This window comes from Methanomethylovorans sp. (genome assembly GCF_041447285.1).
Lineage (GTDB): Archaea > Halobacteriota > Methanosarcinia > Methanosarcinales > Methanosarcinaceae > Methanomethylovorans.
The window spans coordinates 28,995-53,225 of sequence record NZ_JBGMEB010000014.1 but is presented as its reverse complement, the minus strand read 5'-3'; the positions used below and the strand labels follow the sequence as shown (position 1 = coordinate 53,225).

Below are 24,231 nucleotides of genomic sequence, written 5' to 3'. Positions count from 1 at the left end.
AAAAGTAAAGATCAAAAGTCTGCCCCGTGGCAAATAACGACCCTTTATCACATCTTGAACTCTATTAGGGATTGAGCAAGATGACAAACGATAGGATACCCATTGGCAGGTTCTCTCTGATGACGCATCTGACATGCAAAGCTTTGCGTTTATATGACCGTAAGGGTCTGCTTGTTCCAGAAGCTAAGGACCGGTTTACAGGATATAGACATTATACTTTCCCACAAATAGAGAAAGGTATAAAGATCAAAACTCTCTGCTGGCTGGGATTTGGATTGGATGAGATCGCTACATTGCTGGATGCAGAAGAGGAAGGGAAAAAGGACATAATCTCAGATATGATGAGAAACAGAGCCCTTGAAGTCAGATCGGATATCCTTTGGCTTGAGAAAATCGAACAGGTCTTGCTCAAACCAGACAGTGCAATGGAGTTGCTTGGAATGAACGTAAGTGAACCGCAGATAAAGGATATACCTGAATTGAGAGTACTGAGCAGACGAGAGATCGGAACTTATGAAGATACAATAAGTAAACATGCTGGTGAACTTTTTGGATTCGTGGGTTCACAAGCTTTCCAGCGCAGTAATGCAAAAATCACAGGACCAGTGATGTTCATCTGCCATGACAAAGAATACAAAGAAATAGGAGCAGACATAGAAACAGCTCTTCCCTTTGCAGGCAGAGTGAATGTTGATGATTCTGCTATAAAAGAAAGAACTATGCCTGCTGTGCAGGTAGTTTCTGCGATATATAAGGGTCCTTATGATGGCGTAGAAGTGGGGTATTCGCGATTGTTTGAGTACATGACAGAGCATGGGCTTGCAATTGCAGGTGAATCTCGTAGCCTGTATATTAATGATCCAAAGGAAGTGCCTGAGGAAGAATTGCTCACAGAGGTACAGATCCCGGTAAAGAAAACAAAGTGAGAGTTATTTGATTTGTTTCTAAGAACTCATCCTTTTTTATTTTTTGTAATATGTCATATAACAAAAGATAGATACTTCGTATATAGTTCATATTTCGTAAAAATTGGGTTTGTCTTTGCTGTTTCTAGATGATAAGCCTAAATTCCACAATAAAGCAAATAGTACTTATATGTAAACCGTCTACTTACTTACTAGTAAGTAAGTGCATAGTTATGCAAGAGATGAACAATACCAATCAACAGATATTAAGTTACGGAAGGACTTTTCTGCAATGCAGAGGCTATAATGGGTTTAGCTACAGGGATATTTCTCAAAAACTTGGTATCAAGAATGCTGCCATTCATCACTATTATCCTCTAAAGGAAGACCTTGTCACAACCATATTTGAAAGCATAAGACAGCAATTTACTAAGGATATTGCCAAAATGGCTCAATCGGGTTGTTCAGCCTGTGAAGAACTACAATACTTCTTTGATTTTATGTTAAGAGAATTTGATGAAGGACGTAATATTTGCCCTATTGGCTCCCTTATACTTGATTTTGAAGAACTGCCTGAGAAGGTAAAAGAACAGCATTTGCTGTTAATGGACAATGTTCTGGCATGGTTTTCAGAGGTTTTGAAAAATGGTCTGCAAAAAGGAGAGTTCATTTTTTCTGAGCCTGTCGATATGCGTGCGGAAGCAATAGTTGAAACTTTACTGGGTGCTAGGCAATTGGCTAGCATAAAGGGAAGAAAAACGCTTGAAAGATCAATCTTAATTATAAAATCCGACCTTGGATGCAAGAATTGACCTTTTAGATATGCAATTTACTAAACGTAAACACAAACAAGAAACATATAATTGGAGGAATTTGATGCCCACTATGACTATCATTTCCTGTAAGATCATGCAGGATGAGATTATATGGATACTTGAAAACGACACTGGGATCGAAGAGATCATTGTTGCTGACAATGATAACATAGGAGAGTTCGTAGAAAAGCTCGATAAAGCAAACATCCATTATTCAACGCTCCCTCTAGGGAACATTTCCCCAATTTCCGATGAATCCAATAAATATACTGTTCTGATCTACATGATGGAGCTTGGCCTTCACAGAAATCCAAAAGAGCTGAAAAAGAAAATATATGAAACCGTAGAAATCCTTGCTCCTTACTCCTCTGGAATATTACTTTTCTATGGCCTATGCGGAAACGTACTTGGAAATATCGAAACGGACTTTGCCGCGAATTCGCTCTCATGCCCTGTGCATATCCTTAAAGATAACAAGGAGAGGATTGTAGATGACTGCATAGGAGCCACTGTGGGAGGAACTGAGAACTACCTGAAGATACTCAAAAGTGTAAGCGATGCTGGTACGTATCTATTTACACCCATGTATAGTAGAGGCTGGAGAGAACTACTTGATATAAACAGCAGGTTACATGGCGATCCAGATAAAGCACTGAAAATGATGAAAAAGACCCATGAGATGGTCGGATACAAACGGGTTGCAAAGATCAACACGGGCCTTACATATACTGAGAACTTTGATGACGCTATAAAGGAGTTTGCGGAAATATTCGATTTTGAAATATTGGAATTCGATAATGGTAACCAAAAGATATTTGAAGACTGTTATTTAAAAATGAAGACCGAGATCAAAGCATAGATAGCAAGAAATGAGGAAACATCAATAACGATTTCCAAATAGTAATCATTTCACGTAATTTATTGACACGCTCATTTCAAGAAACCGACCATATTCATTGGATGCTGCAGAAAATAACTTCTTTTCTGCTTCAGTGAATTCAATGAAGGGATGTGGATTGATTATTAGATGATTCTTTTTGAAAGTGTGTCGCCATGTTCCAACTATATGACCATCTTTTACAATTGTCGAACTGAACATCCCATTGTTGCCAGGCACGATATGTCGTGAATATTGACCATCAAGAACTGCACTTCTATCTTTATATCCCAGCATATACTCATCAAAGCCGGGCAACAGATACATTCTCTGCACTATTTTGGATGTTTCTGGTGCGTTTGGAGACATCCAATAAGTCTGATCACCAATTGTTATTTGTTCCAGTTGCGATGCAGCCGCTTTAAGGCCAATCCTTGCGTCTGTGACCTTAAGTCCTGACCACCAGACAAAATCCTGTAATGTAGCCGGTCCTCGGCTGATAAAATATCTCCTGACGAGTTCTGCCAGAGCCTCTTCACGCGTTAAGATCATCTTCTTAGGTATCCATTCATCAAGCAACACGAATGTTTGCTGCTTGCCATCTTCCGGTCCAAAGCATATAAGTCCTTCAAGAGCCGCCCACCAGAGAATGTGATATCCACGTTGCCCTGTTGTAGAAATATTCTCGTTTTCAAGCAATTTATACATTTGATCTCTTGTTAACTGCTTTCCACCTTGCAGTGCATTAATGAATATATCTTTGGAGTGTGCAAAGGTTTCATAGTCCAGATCAAGGCGTTGATGCCTTGTTCTACTACCTGCAATTATACGCGGAGCTACTAACTTAAGCAGCCAATGAATATCTTCAGCTGCAACTAAGTGTAAAGTGCCACGCATAAGCCATGTACGCACAATTGTTTTATCAGCAATCGCTTTATCAAAATCCGATTTCGTAGATTCGATCAGTCTCAACCCAACAGACCATTTGACACCGGCATAATCCTGTGCCTGCATTGCCACAAGATGCTTTACCAAGTCACCTGGAGTATGGTACAGTGTGCCTATTATCTGCTGGTTGTGTAACCGGAGGCTTGCAATGTCCAATATATCCCTATCTTTTACCGGATCGATCACTTATTAAATAGTGATGCATCTGAATTTATGCATTTCTCCAAATGTTCTGTTTATTGGCAGGACCTATTCTTTAAAAGATTTAGTTGAAAATAAAATACAAAGTGACAGTTCTACACTGCCAAAAATTCGATGCTCTTTATATAATACAGCACCCCATACTCTTCAAGGATTAAAAAGTGATTCATATGTTCGTTCTTAGTATCATTGCCTGCAGGATGTTCGAGGATGAAATAGTCTTCATGATCGAAAAATATGGAAGCATTGCTAAACTGATCATAATAGATGATGAGAATAGTGCAAGCATTGCCGGAAAATTAGACAAATGTGGATATAATTATGAGTTCATACCCCTCGAAAAAGTACAAGAGTACATTGCTGATACACCTGCAGATAGCACTATAGTGATAATACACATGCTTGAACTTGCATTACATGCAGTACCTGAAAACCTCCGAAGGACAGTTTACGAAAAAATAGAACAAATGAGCATATACTCGCAGGCTGTCCTGTTGTTCTATGGTTTATGTGGCAATGTCTTGGGCAAAGTCGAAAAAGAAATGAGCAAATGCTCCTGCCCAATATACATTCTAAAGGAGGAAAATGGGGAAATTGTAGATGACTGCATTGGTGCAGTTCTTGGCGGCAGAGCTGCTTACCTTGACAAATTAAAAAGTTTCAAAGGAGTAGGCACATTCTTCATGACTCCCATGTGGGCAGCTAATTGGAAAGAGATGATCAGATCTGCCGGGATTACTAATGATCCGGATAATACCAAAATGGCAAAATACGTTTTCGACTATGCCGGTTACAAGAAAGTAGCAAAATTAAAAACCGGTCTAAACTATGAACTGGGATTTGACAGTATGGTGGAAGAATTTGCTAAAACTTTCGATTTTGAAATAATTGAAATGGATGCAAGCTTAGAACTCATCGAAAAATGCTTTTATAATGCACTCGGTAGCGGAAAAGAGTCTACATAACTTGATATATTCTATCCAAAAAGAATGTCATAAGTATATTTATATAGTATCGAAATACTATTTATCATAGAAAAAGTGAATTGAAATTACTGCAGTCTCTATGATCACGAGATTTAGTAATCACATGATATAATATTGGCCAAATAGAAAAAAGTAAAGATGTGAATGAGATGAAAAGAATACTGGTTGTAGAGGACAATCCGGTAAATATGGAACTAACCGTTGACCTGTTGGAATCCTTTGGTTATCTTGTAATCCAGGCAATTGATGGTTTCGAAGCCCTGGAAAAGGTCAAAGAGAAGAGGATTGACCTAATACTGTTAGACATTCAACTTCCAAAGATGGATGGAATGGAAGTACTTTTAAGGCTAAAGTCAAATCCTCAGACACAAGATATACCTGTAGTAGCTTTAACAGCACACTCAATGCGAGGAGATGAAGAACGTTTTATCGAAGCAGGATGTAGCGGTTACATTTCAAAGCCAATTGATATCCATTATTTCAGAGATACTGTAAGGTCCCATCTGGGAGAAGTAACTCTGGAAGACTAAGTGATACCTATGCTTAAAGGCAGAAACTTCCTTAATACTTTATTGAAAGGAAGTAGCCTAATTCTTCTTTTAATACTTTTGTTTTCTTTTGTTGCAAGCTGTGAAGAGAATACCATCAATATTGGCGTAATGGTTGGATCAGACAGTGGCCATACAATGGATGATTGGAATACTACGGTTGATTTCCTTAATGCTGAAACTGATACCAATTTATTTGAACTCATTCCCATACAGTTCAATAACTTCACTGAAATCGAAGCAAAAGAAATCGATTTTATTATCTGTGGTCCATGGATGTATGTGGAAGGCGAAAACGAGCAAGGGATAACAGCGATCGCTACTCACAAGCATAATTGGGAAGGCAAATCCTATACAATGAATGGTGCTGTTTTTATCACTCAGGCTAATAGAACTGATATAAATTCGCTTGGCGATTTAAGGAATCGCTCTTTCATGTATGTTGATAATACTTCTTTTTCAAGTTATTTGATCACATTGCACGAAATACAACAAATGGAACGGGGAATAGAGACTTCACAAAAAACAGGCACTCATCAGCCACCACCCTCGTTAATCTATGGAATGGGTGAAGATCTTCTTAAAAATAGTCCGTTCAAAACTGTTTCATTTGGTGGAAATAGTACTGCAGTCGTACTCGCTGTAAAAGAAGGAAAAGTAGATGGAGGAGCAATTAGAACAGGAACTCTGGAAGAAATGGCTTCAGAAGGGTTGATTGAACTAGAAGATTTTAAAGTAATTAACCAGCAACATGTGGAAGGTTTTCCGTTCCTTCTCAGTTCAAGACTTTATCCGGGATGGGTATTTGCCAGAACCAATAGTGTAGCTGACGAACTTGCGGAAGAAGTGGTAATTGCACTTTTAAAGATGCCTGATGAAAAAGGAGGATGGACAGTTTCGCAGGATTACCAACAGGTACGTCACCTGATGCGCGATCTGAGAGTCGGGCCATATGAAGATATTGAAAAAATGTCATTAAAAGATATCATAATGAGATATTGGTATCTTTTCGCCTTGATACTTATGATTATTTTTGTGATGGGGTTAACGACCACATACATTGATTCTGTAAATCGAAAATATAAAAAGGAACTGGCAAAGCGAGAAAAGGCAGAACAATCATTGATCGAAAGTGAAGATAAATTTGCAAAAATCAGTATGTCAGCCCAGGATGCGATCATAATGATGGATAACAAATGTCTGGTCACATTCTGGAATCGGGCTGCTGAGAAGATGTTTGAATATGCTAAGGAAGAAGTTATAGGTAAAGATCTCCACAGCCTGATAGCTCCTGAAGAATACAAAGATGGTTATAAAAATGGCCTTGTAGAATTTATGGCTACAAGCAAAGGTTCAGCTCTCGGACAAGCCATATCCCTAAAAGCCAGGAAAAAATCTGGAGAGAAATTCCCCGTTGAATTATCATTATCTTCTTTTATACTAAGAGATGGAACCTGGAATGCTGCCGGAATTATCAGGGATATCACATATAGAAAGAAGGCTGAAGAAGCTTTGATCGATGCACGGATAACTGCCGAATCAGCTAATCGAACAAAGAGCGAATTTCTTGCCAACATGAGCCATGAACTGCGTACACCTCTTAACGCTATTATCGGCTTTTCAGACATATTGCTTGAAAAAACCACAGGTGATCTCAATGAAAAACAAATCAAATACCTCAGGAATATATCTACAAGTGGTCGCCACCTTCTTGCTCTTATCAACGATGTACTTGACCTCTCAAAAGTAGACGCAGGAAAAATGCAAATTGCTTATGAGAAGTTTACTATAAGCGAAGTTTATACGGATGTCAAGAATATTCTCTCAAATTTTTCCATTTCAAAGTCCATCAAATTGACCTTTGAAATAGAACCTGGCCTCGACGAAATCTCTGCAGACAAACTCAAATTCAAGCAAATTTTGTACAACCTTGTAAGTAATGCCATTAAGTTCACACCTGAACACGGATCAGTGCATATATCCGCATCCATAAGATCTAATGTACTACATATGGAAGTCAGAGACACAGGTATAGGCATAAGTGATGAGGATCAGAAAAAGTTATTCTCTGCTTTCACACAGTTGGATTCCACATATAGTCGCAAATATCAGGGCACAGGCCTTGGGCTTGTGCTTGTTAAAAAATATGTTGAAATGCACAGAGGCAAAGTTTGGGTTGAAAGCGAGATCGAAAAAGGATCTAGTTTTGTATTTGAGATACCTATCACGAAACCGATATGAATTCCCGGTTATGAAATATATAACTACAGCTTTGTAATAGGATCTGACTTTGAAAGATAATACTCAAATAGTTCCTGACCCCAGTGCACAGCATTGGCATTACAAAATACGAGGTCTTTGCGGTCATATCTGCCTTTTTTGTCGAAAAGGCATATCATCAGAAACATTTCAGCGATGAAAAGTGATGCAAGTTGCATGTGGTCTGGATAGACGTAAATTTTTCCATAGCCACTATCCAGGAAAAGTTTTAGTTCATTTCCATAATCAACTTTCAGCCTTTCAATAGCATCTTCGGTCATTATAACAGAAACATCGACATTATTTTTTATAAAATCCAGAAAAACTGAAGGGTACGAAGGATGCAGGAAAGCCGTAGCTGCCATAACGAAATTTGATCGGAGTGCTTGTTCAACCAGATCCTTGTTAATCTCAAACATATTGTTCAGATCAGGTTCAATTACTCTACAAAATCCCAGTTCTCTTATTCTTCTGAGAAGATGAGGGGGTATAGAGCTGAGGTCGTGCTCTATCCAATAATCATAGTTTTTCTCTAGTACCGTTAAAGTGCCTACAAGAGGTGCCATATCCTCAACTAGAACCTCTCCTATTTTCGTGAGTCTGCATATATCTTTGTTTTTTACAACGAGACCGTTCTCAGATAATATTTTAATCTGAGGGAGGAGTGCATGCCGGCTGACATTCATAACCTCAAGTATCTCTTCCATTCTCCGAGGTCCACTCCTCAGAAGAAACAAAAGATTCTTCCTTTTCTCTGACATGAATATGACCTCAAGCAATGAACGTCTCATATAATAACACTCCTTTATCAACACATAGAAATTCGTGATCATCTTTAAAAACAAAGAACGCTGACACTTACGTGCTATATGCTGTATACAACCTCATTTTTAAATTATATCTCCTGACCACTATAAATGTTTGCTATCAATTACCAGTGTAGCTTTAAAAACATGTTAAATTGATAGAAATCAAAATAACAGCAACCAGAATATAGAAAAATATATAGACTAAAAAATAGGAAGCAAAGTGATGATATCACCTGTTCCTTTAGCCCAAAAATTATTTGCAGTTGCCATAATAGAAAACTTAATGATTTGAAGAAATAGGCTGAAGGTGATGTAGCATCTCACCTTGTTTCATCTCAATTATATTTGCGGTAATCATGGTACCGCAATCCGGACAATAGTAAAGAGAATTCAATCCAATTGTTTGTTTTTTCATTGCAACATTGCAATAGTTACACTTTTTTTTCAAAATACCGCTCATTATTCTCCCCTCACTCAACCATTATTGACTCAATTCTTACAGTACCTTTTTGTGTCCAATATCCACACACTTTGCAGACCTGTATATCCTTTTCATCAGCCTGGAATTTGGCATGGCACTCAGGACAAATCTTCAACGATCTCATTATTATATCTCCCCAAAAGATCATAGTGATTTTTAATGGTTTTCAAGAAAAAGAACGGAACTAAGCCGTTCTTTCTCTTATCTGTTCACCACAGAGGTTTTACTTTTTCCACCCGAACCATCCAGTTACCTTTAAGTCTCCCTTCTCTTGCGAAAATGGAGTTCTCTCACGGAAAGAGACAATTTTCATACACTCCACTCACTTCATAGGAACTCCCCAGTTCCCAGCCCGCGCATTCCAATAGAGAAAAGCTCTCAATTGGCAGTATTTGAGATAATAGTTATTCTATATAACATAAATTGAGCCTAAATTCATGCAGAGTTGAAAATTATAATGGCATTATAATTTCAAAAGAGATTACTTCACACACTTCTAGAAAAAAAGAGATGAGAATAAGAGAGACAGATCATACTCCCTTAAAGAAATGTCCTGAAGAGACAATCTCACCTTTGTAAAATATAGGCCTTACTCTTTTTTTATCCAATGCCAGCCTATAGTTTCTTGTAATGTCCCTTATTGCTTTACCCCTGTACAGCGACAAGTCCAGTCTTAGAACATGCACGCCGGATGAAATGATTTGTTCCGCGTGTTCTGCCATGTTCAACACCTTTGAATCATATATAAGAGTCCTCTGCCTCAGTCTTTTGACCGGGAATCTATTACCTTGCTGATCCTCCAGATATGCTTCACTATCGTCGCCAAGTATTTTTCTGGCTGCTACAGGTCCAAGAAGATCATTTTTAGTAATGAGCATAAGCTCCCTGCCATGTACCACGATCTCTAACTGGCCGGGATATTTGCAGGTTTCCAATGCCTTGCAGACATTGGCTATCTCTTGAAGATTGAGTTCACTGGAAAGAGTAACACGATAGGCTCCGCAAGCAAAGAAAAGAGAAGCAGTATTTGAATTAAATATATTGAACTCTTTCTGGGCCACAAAAGGTACATTGAGTTCCATAGCAAGCTGAACAGTTCCAAGATTGGAGCAGGCGAGCTTATGGCCAGCATGTTTTACTGCCGCAAAAAGATGTTTGAGAGCTTCCAGTTCATGATCATGGGTAATCTGAGGTGTGATAAAAACCACTTGAATCCCTTTTGTATTTATCTCCTGCAGAACTTCAGAATTATGTTCCTGCAATAAATCCTCAAAACAATGTATAGGTAAGTATACTATGTCAGCACCATTTCTCACAGCCAGTGACAGAGATGCAGTATCTGATACCTCCACACTTAGCAATGTTTTTCCATTCTTTAGTCCAGATGACACAGTTAAGAGAGAATCCTTACAAGAACTGACAAAAGAACTTGAATTAGAAAGCTGAGAAGAAGTAGATGTCCTTTTGTAACTTTGCAGCACATCCTGCTTGAGTTTTTCTATCGCATTACGTCTGGCTGAAGTTAGTACACCTACCGGGATGAATATGCCATTATCAGCTTCTATTACTATAGAACCAGCATGATATGGGGTATCTCCCAGTTTATCTATTGCTTTTGTTATTTGTTCTTGTGTCGTAGGCGCACTTTTGGCTTCCTGTACTTGGTATTCGTCAATATATTCAACACTGCTTCTGTTCTCAGTAACCTTTATTGAAAGCGGGTGGCCCTTGAATGCTTTTACATGAATATCCACCGGAAGTTTTACCATTTCCAGCTTCTGCAGATCATCAAGTAGTTCAGTATCTGTGGAAATGTACACCTCATCACCGATACGCACAGCCTTTGCTGTTTTTGAACTGATCTGCAATATGACAGTAGTGCCTTTTTCAGCTTTTTCGACCTTGTTACGGTTAAGAAGTTCAATGGCAGTGATCTTTGAACCAAGCATTTTTGAATTGGTGTTGATGCTTACACCATCATTCACATGCACATCGTCTTCCAGAACCAGCTTGATACCTGCACTGTGTTCCCCATATCTGATTTCCTTTACTTTTCCAAGGAGAACACCGTAATTAGAACTGTATTTTGCATGGGTTACGTCATCTGCTCCGAGTACAAAACCATCAGTGAAACCGCGATAGAACAACTTAGCAAGTTCTTTCTTCATGCCAGTAACTTCAGTTTCTTCAAGGTTTTTCCCGCTGGCACATACCCTTTCCACAGCAGTTTTATAAGCCCTGGAACTGGCTGTAACATATTCAGGCTTTTTCATCCTGCCTTCGATCTTAAGGCTCTTCACACCGGTATCTAATATTTCCTTGATACCACCAAGAGTACACAGTTCAGCACAGCTGATAGGATATGCTCCATTCATCAGGTTGCTGACATCCCGTCCGTCGACAAATACTCTGTAACGCCTGCGGCAAGGCTGGGCGCATGCGCCTCTGTTTGCACTTCGATCAGTGACAAAACTACTAAATAAGCATCTGCCTGAATAAGAATAGCATAAAGCACCATGTACAAATATCTCAGCACTGAGCTCAGTATTTTCTATAATGTGCTTTAGTTCATCAGTTGTAAGCTCCCGCGAAAGAATTACACGGGAAATTCCCATTTGCTCCAGAAAATGCACTCCTGGTGTGTTGTGCACGGTAACCTGCGTGCTTATGTGTAAAGGAAGGTCCGGGTATCTGCTGTGCAGTACATCCACAAGTCCCAGATCCTCAATGATCACTGCATCTATACCCATGACATAGGAGCGATCAACGATCTCAAGCACCAATGGAAGCTCATGTTCCTTGATAGGGATATTGAGTGCCAGAAATATCAAAACATTGTAAGAATGAGCAAGATCTATACTTTCTTCCAGGTTCTCCAGGGTAAAATTGGTAGCACCCTGACGTGCATTGAATTCACCCACACCCAGATATACGGCATCAGCTCCCCCTTTGATAGCTGCTTTCAATGCTTCCATGTCACCGGCAGGGGCCAGTATCTCTGGTAGTCTGCACTCTTTTTCAATTGCTGGCACACTCATTTTTCCCGTATCCTTAGTAAAAGTACTTTATTTTCTTCAAGTGAAGGAACTTTCACTATAAAAAGGTTGACAGCTGAACAGATAAGCATATTTAACAGACGTCTCCATCTAAATCTTATAGAATATTAGATTGTTAAAGGATTCAAGAAATAAGAGGGATAATTTTTGGAAGGAATAAAAGTTATAATGCACAATGCTATCAGCCTTGACGGCTCTACTCTGCATTTCGAACCAAACATAGGACTATTTTACCAGATAGCTGCCGGGTTCAATGCAGATATGGTATTGGTAGGTTCCAACACCGCCAAAACGGGTATAGAAATGTTTTACCCTGAACCACCACAGGAAGAAGCTTCGGACTTTATAAAGCCTCTTGATAAATCTCAATATTGTGTGCCCTGGATAATACCAGACTCAAAGGGAATATTAAAAGGGATGCTGTATGTTTTGAGAAGATACGAACATTGCAGAGATATTATAGTGCTGCTTTCAGAAAGTACTCCTAAATCATACGTTAAATACCTTGAAGAAAGGCATTATGACCATTTCTTCGTAGGGAACGATCATGTAGACCTGAAAAAAGCCCTTGAACTGGTGTCCAAAAGGTATGGAGCCAAAACAATAACAACAGATGCAGGTGTAACTCTCAACTGCCAGCTTCTTGAACAGGGACTTATAGATGAAATAAGCCTTCTGATCTCTCCGGTGATTGTCGGGAACATTTCTGTTAATCTATTCAGCAAACTGCATTCTCCAACTGGAGGAATGAAGCTTGAAATGGTAAAACACGAGGTAATGGAAAATGATCATCTCTGGCTCATGTATCGCGTGAAATATGAATAATAGACCATTAAGACAAGGGATCAAAATGAGTGAAATCGCTTACCTGTATGTGTTTGATACTATGGCCGATTGGGAGATTGGCTACCTAACTGCTGAATTGAACTCCGGACGCTATTTTAAGAAAGATGCAACGAGGTGTACAGTAAGAACTGTTGGTCTGACAACAGAACCAATAGTTACAATGGGTGGCATGCATATAATACCGGATATTACAGTCGAAGCCTGCAGCGCTGCTGATGCCTGCATTTTGATTTTACCCGGTGGGGACACATGGCTTGAACCACTCCATAATCCAATCATCAAAAAAATAGAAGAGTTCCTGATTGCCGATGTATTTGTTGCTGCGATCTGCGGTGCAACTGTAGGCCTGGCTCAGGCCAGCCTGTTAGACAACCGTAAGCATACCAGCAATGACCTTGGTTACATGAAGGCAGTTTCTCCAGACTATGCCGGTGAGGCATTCTATAGGCAAGAACCTGCAGTTACAGACAAGAAACTCATAACTGCATCCGGAATTGCTCCTCTTGAATTTACACGTGAGGTATTAAAAGAGTTAAATGTGTTTTCTTCCAAAACGCTTGAAGCATGGTATAAACTGTATCAAACGCATGATGCAAAGTATTTTTTTGAACTTATGGATTCCTTACAAGATTGAGTTCATTGAAATTTCATCTAATATAAGCAATCTTCAAATAATTGAAATTTTAGAGTAATAGAGTACAAGGAATGAAGATTAATGAGGGGGATTGCATGAACAAAGCTTTATTAATACTAACCCTGACACTTAGCCTGATAGTTGCAGGATGCACTGAAAAGCCTACAGAAACAACAAATATCTCTGAAGATGCTACTATTGTTCATCTTACATACGGTGGATTTGTGATGACTAATATGGCCTTTCAGGAACTTGTGATAAATGATACCTCTGTAGTCCTTAGTTATTATGGTCCGAACCACGAACTAACACAAAGGTTTACCAAACCATTAAACGCAAGTACTCGTTCAAATCTGCTGCAGCTTTTCAGCGAAACGGGTTTTCTGGAAATGAGTGATACATATGTGCCTAAAGAAGGCCAGCCTGTAGTTGCAGACGTTGGTATTGTTGAAATCAGCCTGCAGCAGACAAATCTCAACAAAACAGTAAAAGTGGACCCATATTCACAAGATTATATGCCAGAAGGTCTGCAGAAGATAGATCAGGCATTACTTGACCTCAAACAGTATGCTCTTAATGTATCCAACACAGAGACAGAGACTATTGCAGAAGACTGGATCAAAAATGCACGTACTTACAAGTATGATGGTTCAAACCTTACTTTGATAAACCATGCTACTATGGATTCATTCCCTGAACAACACAGCCTGACTTATAGTTTTATAAGTAGCCATGCAGGTTATGGAAACCGTTCAGATCAAATGACAGCTGAGGTCATAACCAATCACACCTTGAATATCAATATGTATCAGGGATTGGTCACATCAGCTATAATTGATGGTGTCTGGGATGAAATGAACCAGCAGACGATAGAAAGTGAGCGTACAACGCTGCAATATAAAAATATACTCTGCAATGAGACACCCTGGGCAAAATGGTACGGCGAAGGAAACATTCAGTTCTTCAAAGAACCAACCGAATCCGAACTTATTGTTGCATATTATAGCAATGTTTACGGCATTGAAGTCACTGATATAACAGCTGATGGCAACACTGAACAATGCTCCTATACTCTAAAGGTTATGCCAGATGCTGTGCAGGCAATGAAAGATATGGGATGGCAGAATACATGATCTTCCATCTCTTTTCTATATAAATTATGCTTTTGAGCAGAATAAATTGGACTGCTGGTGAACTTTTACATTTTTATCTGTAGCCAATGATGATGCATTGTCATCCCGAATAGGCAATGCCAAAGTAAAGGTACTACCTTTTCCAGCCTCACTTTCTACATATATAGTTCCACCGTGCAGCTCAGCAAGTTCTTTTGCTAAAGCAAGTCCTAAGCCTGTGCCTTCATATTGTCTTGCACAGAATGAATCCAGCTGAGTGAATGGTATGAAAAGTTTGTCCAAATCATCGGCAGAGATACCAATCCCAGTATCTGTTACAGAAATATAGGCCATTTTATCATCTTGTCCTGTTCCAATGATTACTGAACCGCCACTCTCTGTAAATTTAATGGCATTTCCAATTAGATTAAACAATATTTGCCTCAGTTTTGCTTTATCAGCTTGCACTGCTGCGAATTGTGAACCTGGCTGAAGTTTCAGTATTATCTCTTTACTTGCTGCAAGATACTGCATTGCAGAGATCATTTCATCCACTATATCTTTCAGATATATTTTTTCTGCATAGAGCTGCATTTTTCCGGATTCCACTTTAGAAATATCTAAAATAGTATTAATCAATGTCAAAAGATGCTTTCCACTATTGAGTATATTTTTTAAATACTTTGTCTGTTTTTCGTTCAATTGTCCAAAATATCCTTCAGAAAGCACTTCAGAGAAACCTATGATAGAATTAAGTGGCGTTCTTAATTCATGGCTCATGGTAGCAAGAAATTCGTTTTTTGTGCGGTTTGAGTTCTCAGCAGCAATTTTAGCTTTTAATAGATCTTCTTCAGTTCTTTTGCGTTCAGTAGTATCTGTACAGAAACCTATGATATTTTCCTCGGATAATTTCACAGATTCAACAGTCATATGAAATTTGCTTCCATCTTTCTTGAGAAAGCAAAATTCTCCGGTTGATTTACCTATATCCAAAAGATGTTTAAATGAGTTAATAGCATCTTCTTTAGATTCAGGAGCATAGAGATCTAGTCGATGCATGTTCAATAATTCATCTTTGGAATATCCGGTTATCACACACGCTGCTGGGTTCACATCAATGTATCTGCCAGATGTATCTGCTACAAAAATAAGTTGAGGAGAGTTATTTATATACTCACGATACTTATTCTCACTTTCCTGCAAAACTTGTTCCGACATTTTCTGTTCGTGGATATCAGTAGCTATTTCAAATCTTACCATTCGTCCATCTGGCCACTTAATGGCTTTATCTATGCAACGGTACCACCGGTTGTCAATATTATTCTGAAATTCCCACGTATACGTTTGACCAAGATTATCTCCAAAAATTCGATTGTTAGTGCAAAAAGAACATGGCTCTTTGAGCTGTTGGAAAACTGAATAGCATTTCTTTCCTACTATTTCAGGTCCATATTTCTTTTTTAGAGGGGAATTCGCAAACAGAATTTCATAACCAAGTGGATCACAAACATAAATTGGCTGATCAAAAGCTTCTAGAATGGAAAGAAGTTGCTCATGAGTTCTTGAAAGCTCACTGAGTAGATGTATATTATTAACAATATCTATTCTTTGTTGCTTAAACGAATTGGATTCAAACTCTTTAAGACGTACTCTTAATTCCTCGACTTCTTTAAGAAGCTGTTCTTTTGTTTTTTCCGCATCGTTCATATTTGGAGCTCCATGAAGCTAGGTGATAGATTATTGATCTTAACTCTTCGAGTAAACATATATATAATTAGAGATATATAAAATGATTCTACAGATGTTATCACATTTAATTGTTTCATGAAACATCGGACACCAAAATATCTACAAGTATCCATAAAAACTAGTATGACAAATCCATACTCGATAAGTATAAACATGACACTACCTTTTTGTCAACAGATTTTATCTAATGAAAATTTGATATTATAGTAAAACATTTAAGGGGAAATATAATACTCGACTGACCATTGATATGTTTAACAATACGTTTGCTTTCGAAGTCTCGAACCCTTTATCATTAATATTGACATAATACTGAGGATAATATGCAGCAATCAGCAGATGAAAAAAGATCAATAGCCTATTTTTCTATGGAGATAGGAATTGATGAGAAAATTCACACTTACAGCGGCGGTTTAGGAATATTGGCTGGTGATACGATTCGCTCATCAGCTGATCTCAAAGTTCCAATGGTTGCGATAACTCTTCTTTACCGGAAAGGATATTTCCGTCAAAAAATAGAGTCTGATGGCTGGCAAAAAGAAGAGCCAGCAGCATGGGCTGTTGAATCTCTTTTGGAGGAAATGCCACAAAGAACTCTTGTCATGCTAGAAGGAAGAACCATCCATTTAAAAGTGTGGAGATATGAAGTAAAAGGCGTTGGTGGCTATAAGGTTCCAATCTATTTCCTTGATGCAGATATGCCTGAGAACAATGAATGGGATCGAACTTTGACGCACCATCTCTATGGTGGAGACGAGCATTACAGACTCTGTCAAGAAGTTATTCTTGGTATTGGAGGTATCAGAATGCTGCGTTCCCTTGGATATCAAAATATTCAGAGTTTCCATATGAACGAAGGACATGCAGCGCTGTTGACACTTGAGTTACTGGATGAGCACGCAAAAAGAGATGGAAGAAGCTATTTAATTGAAAATGATCGAAAAGCCGTGAGAAGAAGATGTGTATTTACGACACATACCCTTGTTGCGGCTGGTCACGATAAATTTTCTGTCGAGCTTGCACGGAAAGTGCTGGGACCAAGAGAGGATTTCTTTGCATTAGAAGGTGTACTCCATAAAGGAGACTCCCTCAACATGACACGTCTGGCCCTAAACCTGAGTCGCTATGTAAATGGAGTAGCTAAAAAGCATGGTGAAGCTTCACGAGCCATTTTTGCAGGTTATTCTATTAACTCTATTACGAATGGAGTGCACGCTGGTACCTGGGTATCAGAACCTTTCCAGAAACTTTATGATAAGTATATTCCTATCTGGAAACAGGATAATTTCAGCCTTCGATATGCACTGAGCATTCCAAAAGAGGAAATATGGGAAGCTCATATGGAAGCTAAAAGAAAATTGATTGATTTTGTAGGCCACGAAACGGGCATTTACCTAGATGAAGATGTGTTGACGATAGGATTTGCACGAAGGGCAGCTACCTATAAAAGAGCTGATTTATTGTTCCAGGATATTGAAAGATTGAAAAAGATATCTTCTCAGGTTGGCAAGATCCAGATAATATATGCAGGAAAAGCGCACCCAAGGGATTATGAAGCAAAGAAACTCATCCAAAATATATTCCATGCTAAGCAATCTCTAAATGGCGATATAAAACTAGTATACCTTGAAGATTATAACATGACAATGGGTGCAATGATAACAGCTGGAGTAGACATTTGGCTGAATACACCTGTTCCTCCTTTGGAAGCCTCTGGAACCAGCGGAATGAAAGCTGCTCTTAACGGTGTTCCCCACCTAAGTATACTGGATGGATGGTGGATAGAAGGTAATATAGAAGGATTAACAGGTTGGTCTATAGGTGAAGCTGTTATTGGAAACGGAGAAAATCGAAATCATTCATTCGATGCTGTCTCTTTATATGAGAAACTTGAAAATATAATTATACCTATGTTCTATGAGAATAGAGAACAATTTATTAGTATGATGACACATTCAATTGCTATAAATGGTTCATTCTTTAATACTCATAGAATGATACAGGAGTATGTATTAAATGCATACTTCCCATATAATGAAGATCGCTGACAAGTTAAATAGTTCACAATAACAAGATCAGGCAGATGATCTTTCGTGCATTCATTTGCCTTTTCATTTTTAATGACAAATGACAACACCTATCATTATCAAAGAGCTCTTGCGCAAGAGCATTCATCTTTTGTCTCTGGTCATAGTACTAATATATGTCTATTTGGGGAAGCAGATATTACTAAATCTGCTTATATTGTATCTTGCACTCCTTTTATTAATTGAGCATTTCCGTCTTACTAAAGGCATCAAAATTCCTTTATTTGATTTTTTATTTAGGGATAAAGAGAGAGCATTTATGGGCGGACATGTTTTTTTTGCTCTTGGTTCCCTTATTGCGATAGGGGTTTATAGCAAGGAAGTGGCAATTACTTCAGTACTTTTTATTACTTTTGGAGATTTGGCAGCTTCTCTTGTAGGTATAACCTTAGGCAAAACACGTGTCAAGGGAACGAATAAGTCTTTAGAGGGGAGTGCTGCTGAATTTTTAATAGATACCGTTATTGGGATTATAGTTTTAAAGAATCTGCCTGTAGCTTTTTTGATGGCCCTAGTTGCTACATTGACTGAAACTTACTTATCAGGAATCGATGATAATTTATCTATACCAGTATTTGCAGGCCTTAGTGCAGAGCTCATGCTGTTAATTCTCGCGTTATGATAAACCGTTCTGAAAAGAATAAGCAGGTTACAATCCTTTCAATTGAAAACAGATTTTGCTTAGTTCACTGGGTATTAAAACTATTTGCATAGGGTTCATAAGTATATTTGAAGGAGGTACTACTTTGAAGGGATTGTAACACAACTTAATTTGAACATGTGCATTATTAGATATAAATGTTTTGTTAAATGCTATTAACATTAGCTACATAACTAATATCGTTTTAATCTAATATCAAATCTAAAAACACAGTTTTGATGCAATAAATCAAATTTACTTTAGTTAAACACAAGTTGCTTTTTTAGATAGTTATAAATACTGAAGCTTCCTACTCTAATTATACACTACAATAAAATGAACTGAAAAAAGAACAGAGTTGGGAAAATGACACCATGGGAATATGAGATCAGATCAGTAAGATATGGAGACTGGGATCAAACTAAAGAAGATCTCAATAAGATGGGTATTGACGGCTGGGAATTAGTCAAGTTCTCTGATTATGTCAATGAAAACATGCGATTGGCATATTTCAAGAGATCACTTGATGGCCTTGAAACGTGACATCGTTCATTTTTAACCTATTTATTAACCTCTTTTTTATAAATGGCTTTTCAACAGAGCTTTGATTCAATGATTGTAAAATGGTTTTTGAGAAAAATATAATAGAAAAGCTCAAAGGGCATAAAAGTTATCAATAAAATAGTTAGTGGCTTACCTGATGAATAAACTAAACTGATAAGCCCATTTATGAAAAATTTACTTGCTTATTTCTAGTATTTCAATACCTTTATCAGTAAGACGGTATTTTCCATTATCTTCCTTTACAAGTTCCTGGTGCAGGAGGTAGTCAATCTGGAACTTGAAAGCTGCCTCTTGCATACTCATGTTTTTAAGAAGTTCCTCCTTTGAAGCACCGTAAATACCAATTTCCTTGATGATTTTACGGCGCACCGGATTAGAAGCGGCTCTGTTAAGCATGTCATGTTCAATCTTTTTTGCTTCGCGAGGACCTGGCTTAGCCATTATAACATCTTCAAGATCGTCTTTTTCTTCCAAGAAAAAACCTCCCTAAAAAGTATTTGGATCGATCTTATTAATATGCAACGCCTAGGAAGCTGTCAGGAATTATGCAAATATCTTTTGCGGCATTTTTTCGGACATATTCATAGAATTGACTTTTTCTTGTCTATTAACCTGCAAATCTGCTCTTTTATCCATTGATATACCCTTGTGAGGTGCTAGAAATATGAGTTTCCCATTTTCATATCGCATAGGTGAACCAATAGCCTTAAAATATTCATTTTTTAGATATTGCATTGCAGCAACAACTGTTTCTTGATCATATTTGGAATTACCTAGTTTGGCAGAAGCAGTGCCAATTAATATATCATTTGCGTGCAAAGTAAGATATAGACTCCAAGTATCGTGATCGACAAACTGGTGTAATGTGACGTGGATCGACGGGATATCCTCGTCCACTAAAATATGGTCATTATTAATTTTCATGAAAGCACCCTAATTATTTAATTATTGAACATGGATTTAAATAGCATGCCCACGGGAAATAATATAAGATCTAGATAACAAGAAGAATGTGGCCTTGCTAATCGAAATGATCAATGTTGGAACCAAATACAGTAAAATATAAATACCACTATTTTTCACCAAAATTGTAATATTAGAAATACAGAATAAATGTCATAATCGAGTATAGAATAAACATCAGTAGCTTCGTCTTAATTTTTTTAGTTAAGCATTCACCCACAACATATTGAAACACAAAATATATATAGTAGTGCCTTTAACACAAAACATAGCATTTAAAAGTAAAAAATACAATTTGAAGGAACTCTCATGTATGTAATTGCATTGGACCTAGGGACTAGCGGTTTCAGATCCCAGCTCATAGATATCGAGTCTAGGGAAACTATTAAAACTGTGATTACTATGGGCCATCCTCTTCCAGGAGGAAATGTAATGGACCATCTGGATTTTGCCATTAACACAGGCAAGGATGTAGCTCATGGATTAATGATAGAGGCTGTTAAGAAAGTGCTGGAAAGATTCGATGTTGATCCTTCAAGTATTCAGAGGATAGCTGTTTGTGGTAATCCCATACAATTATCCCTTTTCCAGAACAGCGAGATCCTGGATCTTGCGTATGCAGGAGAGACAAAGCAGAAAAAGCTGGGTGTCCACAATGTGAAAAGAGATGCCCGGATCTTCCCTGCTAACGAGATCTTCAAAGGAATCTATGAGATGAACAACTGTGAGATAGTAGTTCCCCCTGCAATAAAACATGAGATCGGTGCTGATGCTCTTGCTATGATGATGGAAACTGATTTTATAAACCAAGATGAAATCTGCCTTGTAACAGATTACGGGACAAATGCAGAAATGGCACTAAAGGTTGGAGATAAGATCATTACTGCGAGTGCTGCTGCTGGTCCAGCCATTGAAGGTCAGGGAATCAACTGTGGTATGCTGGCTGGTCCCGGAGCCATAAGTGATGTTAACCTTGAGGGTACTCACTGGAGGCTCATAGTGCTCAATGAGAAGATGGAAGCTGTAAAAGGAGATCTTATAGATCCGGTTTCCGGTGAAATCATTGAATCTTCCGGCATACAGGCCAAAGGTATTACAGGAACAGGTGTTATTTCAACCATCGCATTGGCTATCAAAGAAGGCCTTACTAAAAAGTTGCCGCATCTTCCTGATGGACGGATTATCTTGGGTGAAGGTATTATCATCACAGATAAGGATGTTGAAGAAGTGGGTAAGGCAATAGGTGCTATCTGGGCAGCCCATATGACTCTCATGATAGAAGCCGGTATTGAATACTCCGATTTGAAATATGTCTATATGTCCGGTGCCACCGGTACCTATGTAAATGCTGAAAAAGCAAGGCATATAGGTTCTGTGCCAGGTTTTGTCAGTAACATTGTCCAGTTCGGCAACACTTCGATCGGCCTTGCAAGAAAGCTTGCTGTAGATCCTATCAAGCTATGCGATGTCATGTCTATGGCAAATAAAATTCATGCCGATCATCTTATGATGGCTACGAGCGAGACATTCAAAGATATATACGTCTGTGAACTATCTTATTGGCAACAAGGAATGCCCCAAGAGATTTATGACCAGATGCTTGAGTTATATAACATCAAACCATTCCCCCCAAACCTCGAAAAAGTGCATGTAGTAAGACGTGTTTCAAAAGATATCGATGATGTGGGTAAACAAGGTTTAGACATAGTACAAGACATAGGTATTACCCTGGAAGCACCAGTGGAAAAATGTATCTTGTGTCATAAGTGTGAAAAAGAATGTCCTGAAGACGCTGTTATTATCATTGAAAGAGACGGTAAGAGGTTTGCCAATATAGACAGCCAGCATTGTCTGGGTACAAGTTGCAGACGTTGTGTTGCTATCTGTCCCGAGCAAACAATGAACCATTCCATATTGAAAATAAAACATTTCTTGAAAATAAAGCGTTGAACCTTTGCAGGCTGGGCACTTTCAAAGGACATGATGTATGGGTCCCTCAAAACATACTGACAGTAACAGGCAAACGTATGGCCGGTATTTTGGTATATGTACTTCATACCATCATTCAAAAGGTTGCCTCTGTACAAAATGTTCTTCGTATCCAGGAAATGGGATGATGTTCTGTGCCAGGAAAAATCAGCACAAACCATCATTAAAGGCAGATTGTCTGTGTCTCGGATGTCACACCCATGAGAAGTTCAAGCTTGAAGGCGATTACTTTTGCTTTCGTTTGAGGGAAGGAGAGGATGAAAGTAATAACAATCATCCAGATGACACAAACGCTCGAAGGGTGCTCCTTGCTAGTGTTTCTAATTGAAATATTCACTTACTTCAGTTTACATCACTTTTCCTTTCGTTCTGAAATATCCTGGATGACACCCAGGTAATGAGTCACAACCCCTTCATCATTACGCTGGATGAAAGTCTGCTCTTCCACCCATCTCTCATCTCCGGACTTCGTCCTTATCCTGTATTCTTTGACGAAGACTGTCCCGCCTTCACGAGATATGTCCGAAAGTTCCGTCTGCACATCAAGAAGGTCTTCAGGATTGATTATGTTGCCATAAAGGATATCCCCTGAGAGGAAATCATCAACAGAATACCCGAACTTGGTTATGTTATCTGAAACAAACTCAACTGGCCATAGCTCCATTTCATCAACAGGACCTGCCTTCCAAAGGAAAGCGATCACAGGGCTATGGTTGACAATTGTTTCAAAGGCTTGTTTTCTGTCCAGTAGATCGGCCTGCTTTTCAAGTGCTATTTTGAGTGCGATCTCTTTTTCCTTCTGCTCAGTGATGTCCTGAATAATTCCCTGCAAGTGAGTAGCATTCCCATCTTTGGCCCTCTGAATAAAAGTCCCCTGACTTACCCACAAAATCTTTCCTTTCTTTGACATCAAACGATATTCTTGAGTATAATGGTCAGTGTCATCCTCACACTTCTCTGCAAGCGTATCTTTGACAGTCTCATAGTCATCCGGATGAATCAGATCGCTATAAGAAATACGACCGAGAACAAAGTCCTCAGCTGAATAACCAAGTTTTGAAACATTCTCAGAAGCGTAATCCGTAGGCAAGAATTCCTCTGCCCTCCACAGGAATACCATAGTAGAGCTATTTTTTATGGCATTTTCCAGGGACCTTTGTTTCCTCAGTGCTTCCTCTAAGGCCATTTCCTTGTTCTTTTGTTCGGTTATATCGAAAATCGTACCCTGATAATGAGTCACAACCCCTTCATCATTGCGTTGAATGAACGTCTGCTCTTTCACCCACTTATCCTCTCTGGACTTAGTCCTTATCCTGTATTCCTTGACAAAGACTGTACCTCCAGCATGGGAGATCTCCGAAAGTTCCATCTCTACCTCTGGAAGATCATCCGGATGAACTATGTCAGCATAAAGAAGCCTCCCGGAAATGAAGTCTTCTACCGTGTATCCCAAAAGACTTACGTTATCTGAAACATATTCTACGGGCCATTTTTCCTCGGCAGTGTTTTCTGCCTTCCAGAGAAAAGCAATAACTGGACCGTTACTGATAATCTTTTCAAGTATCTCTTCTTTGCCGGATATGTTAGCTCCCATTTAATTCCCCCTAAAGCTAAACACTTATTCTTATCTTATTTGTTTGTTAGTTTAAGTATTAATCAATTTTGAGCTCTGTAAAAATATTCATTTGAGCAATACTTGTAATTTTACAAGTTAAAAATCTAATAGAGAAACTATAAAATGTGGCATATATGAGGATCAGAT

General features: G+C 38.5%; 23 protein-coding genes. 15 read left to right on the top strand and 8 right to left on the bottom strand.

Going from position 1 to position 24,231, the window contains the following annotated elements:
* The first annotated feature begins 80 nt into the window (after positions 1-80).
* From ACC612_RS08730 to ACC612_RS08720, 3 genes are all read left to right on the top strand, one after another.
* Positions 81-926: a GyrI-like domain-containing protein gene (locus tag ACC612_RS08730; RefSeq protein ID WP_371854142.1), complete on the top strand. Its 846-nt coding sequence runs from the start codon at positions 81-83 to the stop codon at positions 924-926.
* Positions 927-1,138: 212 nt separating this feature from the next.
* Positions 1,139-1,717 carry a TetR/AcrR family transcriptional regulator gene (locus ACC612_RS08725; protein WP_371854141.1) on the top strand — a complete coding sequence of 193 codons (579 nt, stop codon included), beginning with the start codon at positions 1,139-1,141 and terminating at the stop codon, positions 1,715-1,717.
* A gap of 64 nt (positions 1,718-1,781) precedes the next feature.
* Positions 1,782-2,579 (top strand): DUF1638 domain-containing protein, encoded by a 798-nt coding sequence (locus ACC612_RS08720; protein ID WP_371854140.1) that lies wholly within the window; start codon positions 1,782-1,784, stop codon positions 2,577-2,579.
* Positions 2,580-2,624: 45 nt separating this feature from the next.
* Here ACC612_RS08720 and ACC612_RS08715 read toward each other — a convergent pair whose 3' ends face one another.
* Entirely contained in the window at positions 2,625-3,731 is a 1,107-nt protein-coding gene (locus ACC612_RS08715; protein ID WP_371854139.1) for a winged helix DNA-binding domain-containing protein, read from the bottom strand.
* A gap of 185 nt (positions 3,732-3,916) precedes the next feature.
* On the opposite strand from ACC612_RS08715, the gene ACC612_RS08710 reads away from it, so the two are divergent.
* The 3 genes from ACC612_RS08710 to ACC612_RS08700 all read left to right on the top strand — a co-directional run bounded on the left by ACC612_RS08710 (position 3,917) and on the right by ACC612_RS08700 (position 7,521).
* A complete protein-coding gene (locus ACC612_RS08710; protein WP_371854138.1) occupies positions 3,917-4,711 on the top strand; it encodes a DUF1638 domain-containing protein in 795 nt (264 codons plus the stop codon).
* Positions 4,712-4,881: 170 nt separating this feature from the next.
* Positions 4,882-5,262, top strand: coding sequence for a response regulator (locus ACC612_RS08705; protein ID WP_371854137.1), 381 nt, complete (start codon positions 4,882-4,884; stop codon positions 5,260-5,262).
* 9 nt (positions 5,263-5,271) lie between these two features.
* Positions 5,272-7,521, top strand: a complete 2,250-nt coding sequence (locus tag ACC612_RS08700; RefSeq protein WP_371854136.1) for an ATP-binding protein — start codon at positions 5,272-5,274, stop codon at positions 7,519-7,521.
* A 23-nt stretch (positions 7,522-7,544) separates the two neighbouring features.
* On the opposite strand, the gene ACC612_RS08695 is transcribed toward ACC612_RS08700, so the two are convergent.
* The 3 genes from ACC612_RS08695 to ACC612_RS08685 form a co-directional block, all read right to left on the bottom strand.
* Positions 7,545-8,330 carry a helix-turn-helix transcriptional regulator gene (locus tag ACC612_RS08695; RefSeq protein ID WP_371854135.1) on the bottom strand — a complete coding sequence of 262 codons (786 nt, stop codon included), beginning with the start codon at positions 8,328-8,330 and terminating at the stop codon, positions 7,545-7,547.
* A gap of 488 nt (positions 8,331-8,818) precedes the next feature.
* Positions 8,819-8,953, bottom strand: a complete 135-nt coding sequence (locus tag ACC612_RS08690; protein WP_371854134.1) for a hypothetical protein — start codon at positions 8,951-8,953, stop codon at positions 8,819-8,821.
* Between the two features lie 406 nt (positions 8,954-9,359).
* Entirely contained in the window at positions 9,360-11,861 is a 2,502-nt protein-coding gene (locus ACC612_RS08685; protein ID WP_371854133.1) for a DUF3656 domain-containing protein, read from the bottom strand.
* A gap of 171 nt (positions 11,862-12,032) precedes the next feature.
* On the opposite strand from ACC612_RS08685, the gene ACC612_RS08680 reads away from it, so the two are divergent.
* From ACC612_RS08680 to ACC612_RS08670, 3 genes are all read left to right on the top strand, one after another.
* Positions 12,033-12,710, top strand: coding sequence for a dihydrofolate reductase family protein (locus ACC612_RS08680; RefSeq protein ID WP_371854132.1), 678 nt, complete (start codon positions 12,033-12,035; stop codon positions 12,708-12,710).
* A gap of 25 nt (positions 12,711-12,735) precedes the next feature.
* Positions 12,736-13,365 carry a type 1 glutamine amidotransferase family protein gene (locus tag ACC612_RS08675; RefSeq protein ID WP_371854131.1) on the top strand — a complete coding sequence of 210 codons (630 nt, stop codon included), beginning with the start codon at positions 12,736-12,738 and terminating at the stop codon, positions 13,363-13,365.
* 95 nt (positions 13,366-13,460) lie between these two features.
* A complete protein-coding gene (locus tag ACC612_RS08670) occupies positions 13,461-14,498 on the top strand; it encodes a hypothetical protein (RefSeq protein ID WP_371854130.1) in 1,038 nt (345 codons plus the stop codon).
* Between the two features lie 24 nt (positions 14,499-14,522).
* Here the strand turns inward: ACC612_RS08670 and ACC612_RS08665 are convergent, their stop codons facing one another.
* Complete coding sequence (locus ACC612_RS08665) at positions 14,523-16,184, bottom strand: PAS domain-containing sensor histidine kinase (protein WP_371854129.1); 1,662 nt, start codon at positions 16,182-16,184, stop codon at positions 14,523-14,525.
* A 365-nt stretch (positions 16,185-16,549) separates the two neighbouring features.
* On the opposite strand from ACC612_RS08665, the gene glgP reads away from it, so the two are divergent.
* The 3 genes from glgP to ACC612_RS08650 all read left to right on the top strand — a co-directional run bounded on the left by glgP (position 16,550) and on the right by ACC612_RS08650 (position 19,496).
* On the top strand, positions 16,550-18,274 hold the full coding sequence (gene glgP, locus ACC612_RS08660; RefSeq protein WP_371854128.1) for an alpha-glucan family phosphorylase: 1,725 nt from the start codon (positions 16,550-16,552) through the stop codon (positions 18,272-18,274).
* Between the two features lie 163 nt (positions 18,275-18,437).
* Positions 18,438-18,935 (top strand): diacylglycerol/polyprenol kinase family protein, encoded by a 498-nt coding sequence (locus tag ACC612_RS08655; RefSeq protein ID WP_371854127.1) that lies wholly within the window; start codon positions 18,438-18,440, stop codon positions 18,933-18,935.
* A 384-nt stretch (positions 18,936-19,319) separates the two neighbouring features.
* The gene (locus ACC612_RS08650; RefSeq protein ID WP_371854126.1) at positions 19,320-19,496 is read left to right on the top strand and encodes a hypothetical protein; all 177 of its coding nucleotides are present in this window, start codon (positions 19,320-19,322) and stop codon (positions 19,494-19,496) included.
* Positions 19,497-19,691: 195 nt separating this feature from the next.
* Here the strand turns inward: ACC612_RS08650 and ACC612_RS08645 are convergent, their stop codons facing one another.
* Together ACC612_RS08645 and ACC612_RS08640 are read right to left on the bottom strand one after the other, a co-directional pair.
* Positions 19,692-19,991: a winged helix-turn-helix domain-containing protein gene (locus tag ACC612_RS08645; RefSeq protein ID WP_371854125.1), complete on the bottom strand. Its 300-nt coding sequence runs from the start codon at positions 19,989-19,991 to the stop codon at positions 19,692-19,694.
* 69 nt (positions 19,992-20,060) lie between these two features.
* Entirely contained in the window at positions 20,061-20,441 is a 381-nt protein-coding gene (locus ACC612_RS08640) for a hypothetical protein (RefSeq protein ID WP_371854124.1), read from the bottom strand.
* A 348-nt stretch (positions 20,442-20,789) separates the two neighbouring features.
* Between ACC612_RS08640 and ACC612_RS08635 the strand changes: the two genes are divergently transcribed.
* Genes ACC612_RS08635 through ACC612_RS08625 form a run of 3 tightly spaced genes read left to right on the top strand, consistent with a single transcriptional unit; the run spans position 20,790 to position 22,797 of the window.
* Positions 20,790-22,430: a methylamine methyltransferase corrinoid protein reductive activase gene (locus tag ACC612_RS08635; RefSeq protein WP_371854123.1), complete on the top strand. Its 1,641-nt coding sequence runs from the start codon at positions 20,790-20,792 to the stop codon at positions 22,428-22,430.
* Positions 22,427-22,597: a hypothetical protein gene (locus ACC612_RS08630; RefSeq protein ID WP_371854232.1), complete on the top strand. Its 171-nt coding sequence runs from the start codon at positions 22,427-22,429 to the stop codon at positions 22,595-22,597. The genes ACC612_RS08635 and ACC612_RS08630 overlap by 4 nt, the downstream gene beginning before the upstream one ends.
* Positions 22,594-22,797, top strand: a complete 204-nt coding sequence (locus ACC612_RS08625; RefSeq protein WP_371854226.1) for a DUF2769 domain-containing protein — start codon at positions 22,594-22,596, stop codon at positions 22,795-22,797. The genes ACC612_RS08630 and ACC612_RS08625 overlap by 4 nt, the downstream gene beginning before the upstream one ends.
* A gap of 24 nt (positions 22,798-22,821) precedes the next feature.
* Here the strand turns inward: ACC612_RS08625 and ACC612_RS08620 are convergent, their stop codons facing one another.
* A complete protein-coding gene (locus ACC612_RS08620; RefSeq protein WP_371854122.1) occupies positions 22,822-24,063 on the bottom strand; it encodes a PAS domain-containing protein in 1,242 nt (413 codons plus the stop codon).
* Positions 24,064-24,231 lie beyond the last annotated feature (168 nt).

Excerpts from the sequence above, each read along its gene's own strand:
- ACC612_RS08730 (WP_371854142.1), top strand. The coding sequence starts at position 81 with ATGACAAACGATAGGATACCCATTGGCAGGTTCTCTCTGATGACGCAT.
- ACC612_RS08725 (WP_371854141.1), top strand. The coding sequence starts at position 1,139 with ATGCAAGAGATGAACAATACCAATCAACAGATATTAAGTTACGGAAGG.
- ACC612_RS08720 (WP_371854140.1), top strand. The coding sequence starts at position 1,782 with ATGCCCACTATGACTATCATTTCCTGTAAGATCATGCAGGATGAGATT.
- ACC612_RS08710 (WP_371854138.1), top strand. The coding sequence starts at position 3,917 with ATGTTCGTTCTTAGTATCATTGCCTGCAGGATGTTCGAGGATGAAATA.
- ACC612_RS08705 (WP_371854137.1), top strand. The coding sequence starts at position 4,882 with ATGAAAAGAATACTGGTTGTAGAGGACAATCCGGTAAATATGGAACTA.
- ACC612_RS08700 (WP_371854136.1), top strand. The coding sequence starts at position 5,272 with ATGCTTAAAGGCAGAAACTTCCTTAATACTTTATTGAAAGGAAGTAGC.
- ACC612_RS08695 (WP_371854135.1), bottom strand. The coding sequence starts at position 8,330 with ATGAGACGTTCATTGCTTGAGGTCATATTCATGTCAGAGAAAAGGAAG.
- ACC612_RS08690 (WP_371854134.1), bottom strand. The coding sequence starts at position 8,953 with ATGAGATCGTTGAAGATTTGTCCTGAGTGCCATGCCAAATTCCAGGCT.
- ACC612_RS08675 (WP_371854131.1), top strand. The coding sequence starts at position 12,736 with ATGAGTGAAATCGCTTACCTGTATGTGTTTGATACTATGGCCGATTGG.
- ACC612_RS08670 (WP_371854130.1), top strand. The coding sequence starts at position 13,461 with ATGAACAAAGCTTTATTAATACTAACCCTGACACTTAGCCTGATAGTT.
- ACC612_RS08665 (WP_371854129.1), bottom strand. The coding sequence starts at position 16,184 with ATGAACGATGCGGAAAAAACAAAAGAACAGCTTCTTAAAGAAGTCGAG.
- glgP (WP_371854128.1), top strand. The coding sequence starts at position 16,550 with ATGCAGCAATCAGCAGATGAAAAAAGATCAATAGCCTATTTTTCTATG.
- ACC612_RS08650 (WP_371854126.1), top strand. The coding sequence starts at position 19,320 with ATGACACCATGGGAATATGAGATCAGATCAGTAAGATATGGAGACTGG.
- ACC612_RS08640 (WP_371854124.1), bottom strand. The coding sequence starts at position 20,441 with ATGAAAATTAATAATGACCATATTTTAGTGGACGAGGATATCCCGTCG.
- ACC612_RS08635 (WP_371854123.1), top strand. The coding sequence starts at position 20,790 with ATGTATGTAATTGCATTGGACCTAGGGACTAGCGGTTTCAGATCCCAG.
- ACC612_RS08625 (WP_371854226.1), top strand. The coding sequence starts at position 22,594 with ATGATGTTCTGTGCCAGGAAAAATCAGCACAAACCATCATTAAAGGCA.
- ACC612_RS08620 (WP_371854122.1), bottom strand. The coding sequence starts at position 24,063 with ATGGGAGCTAACATATCCGGCAAAGAAGAGATACTTGAAAAGATTATC.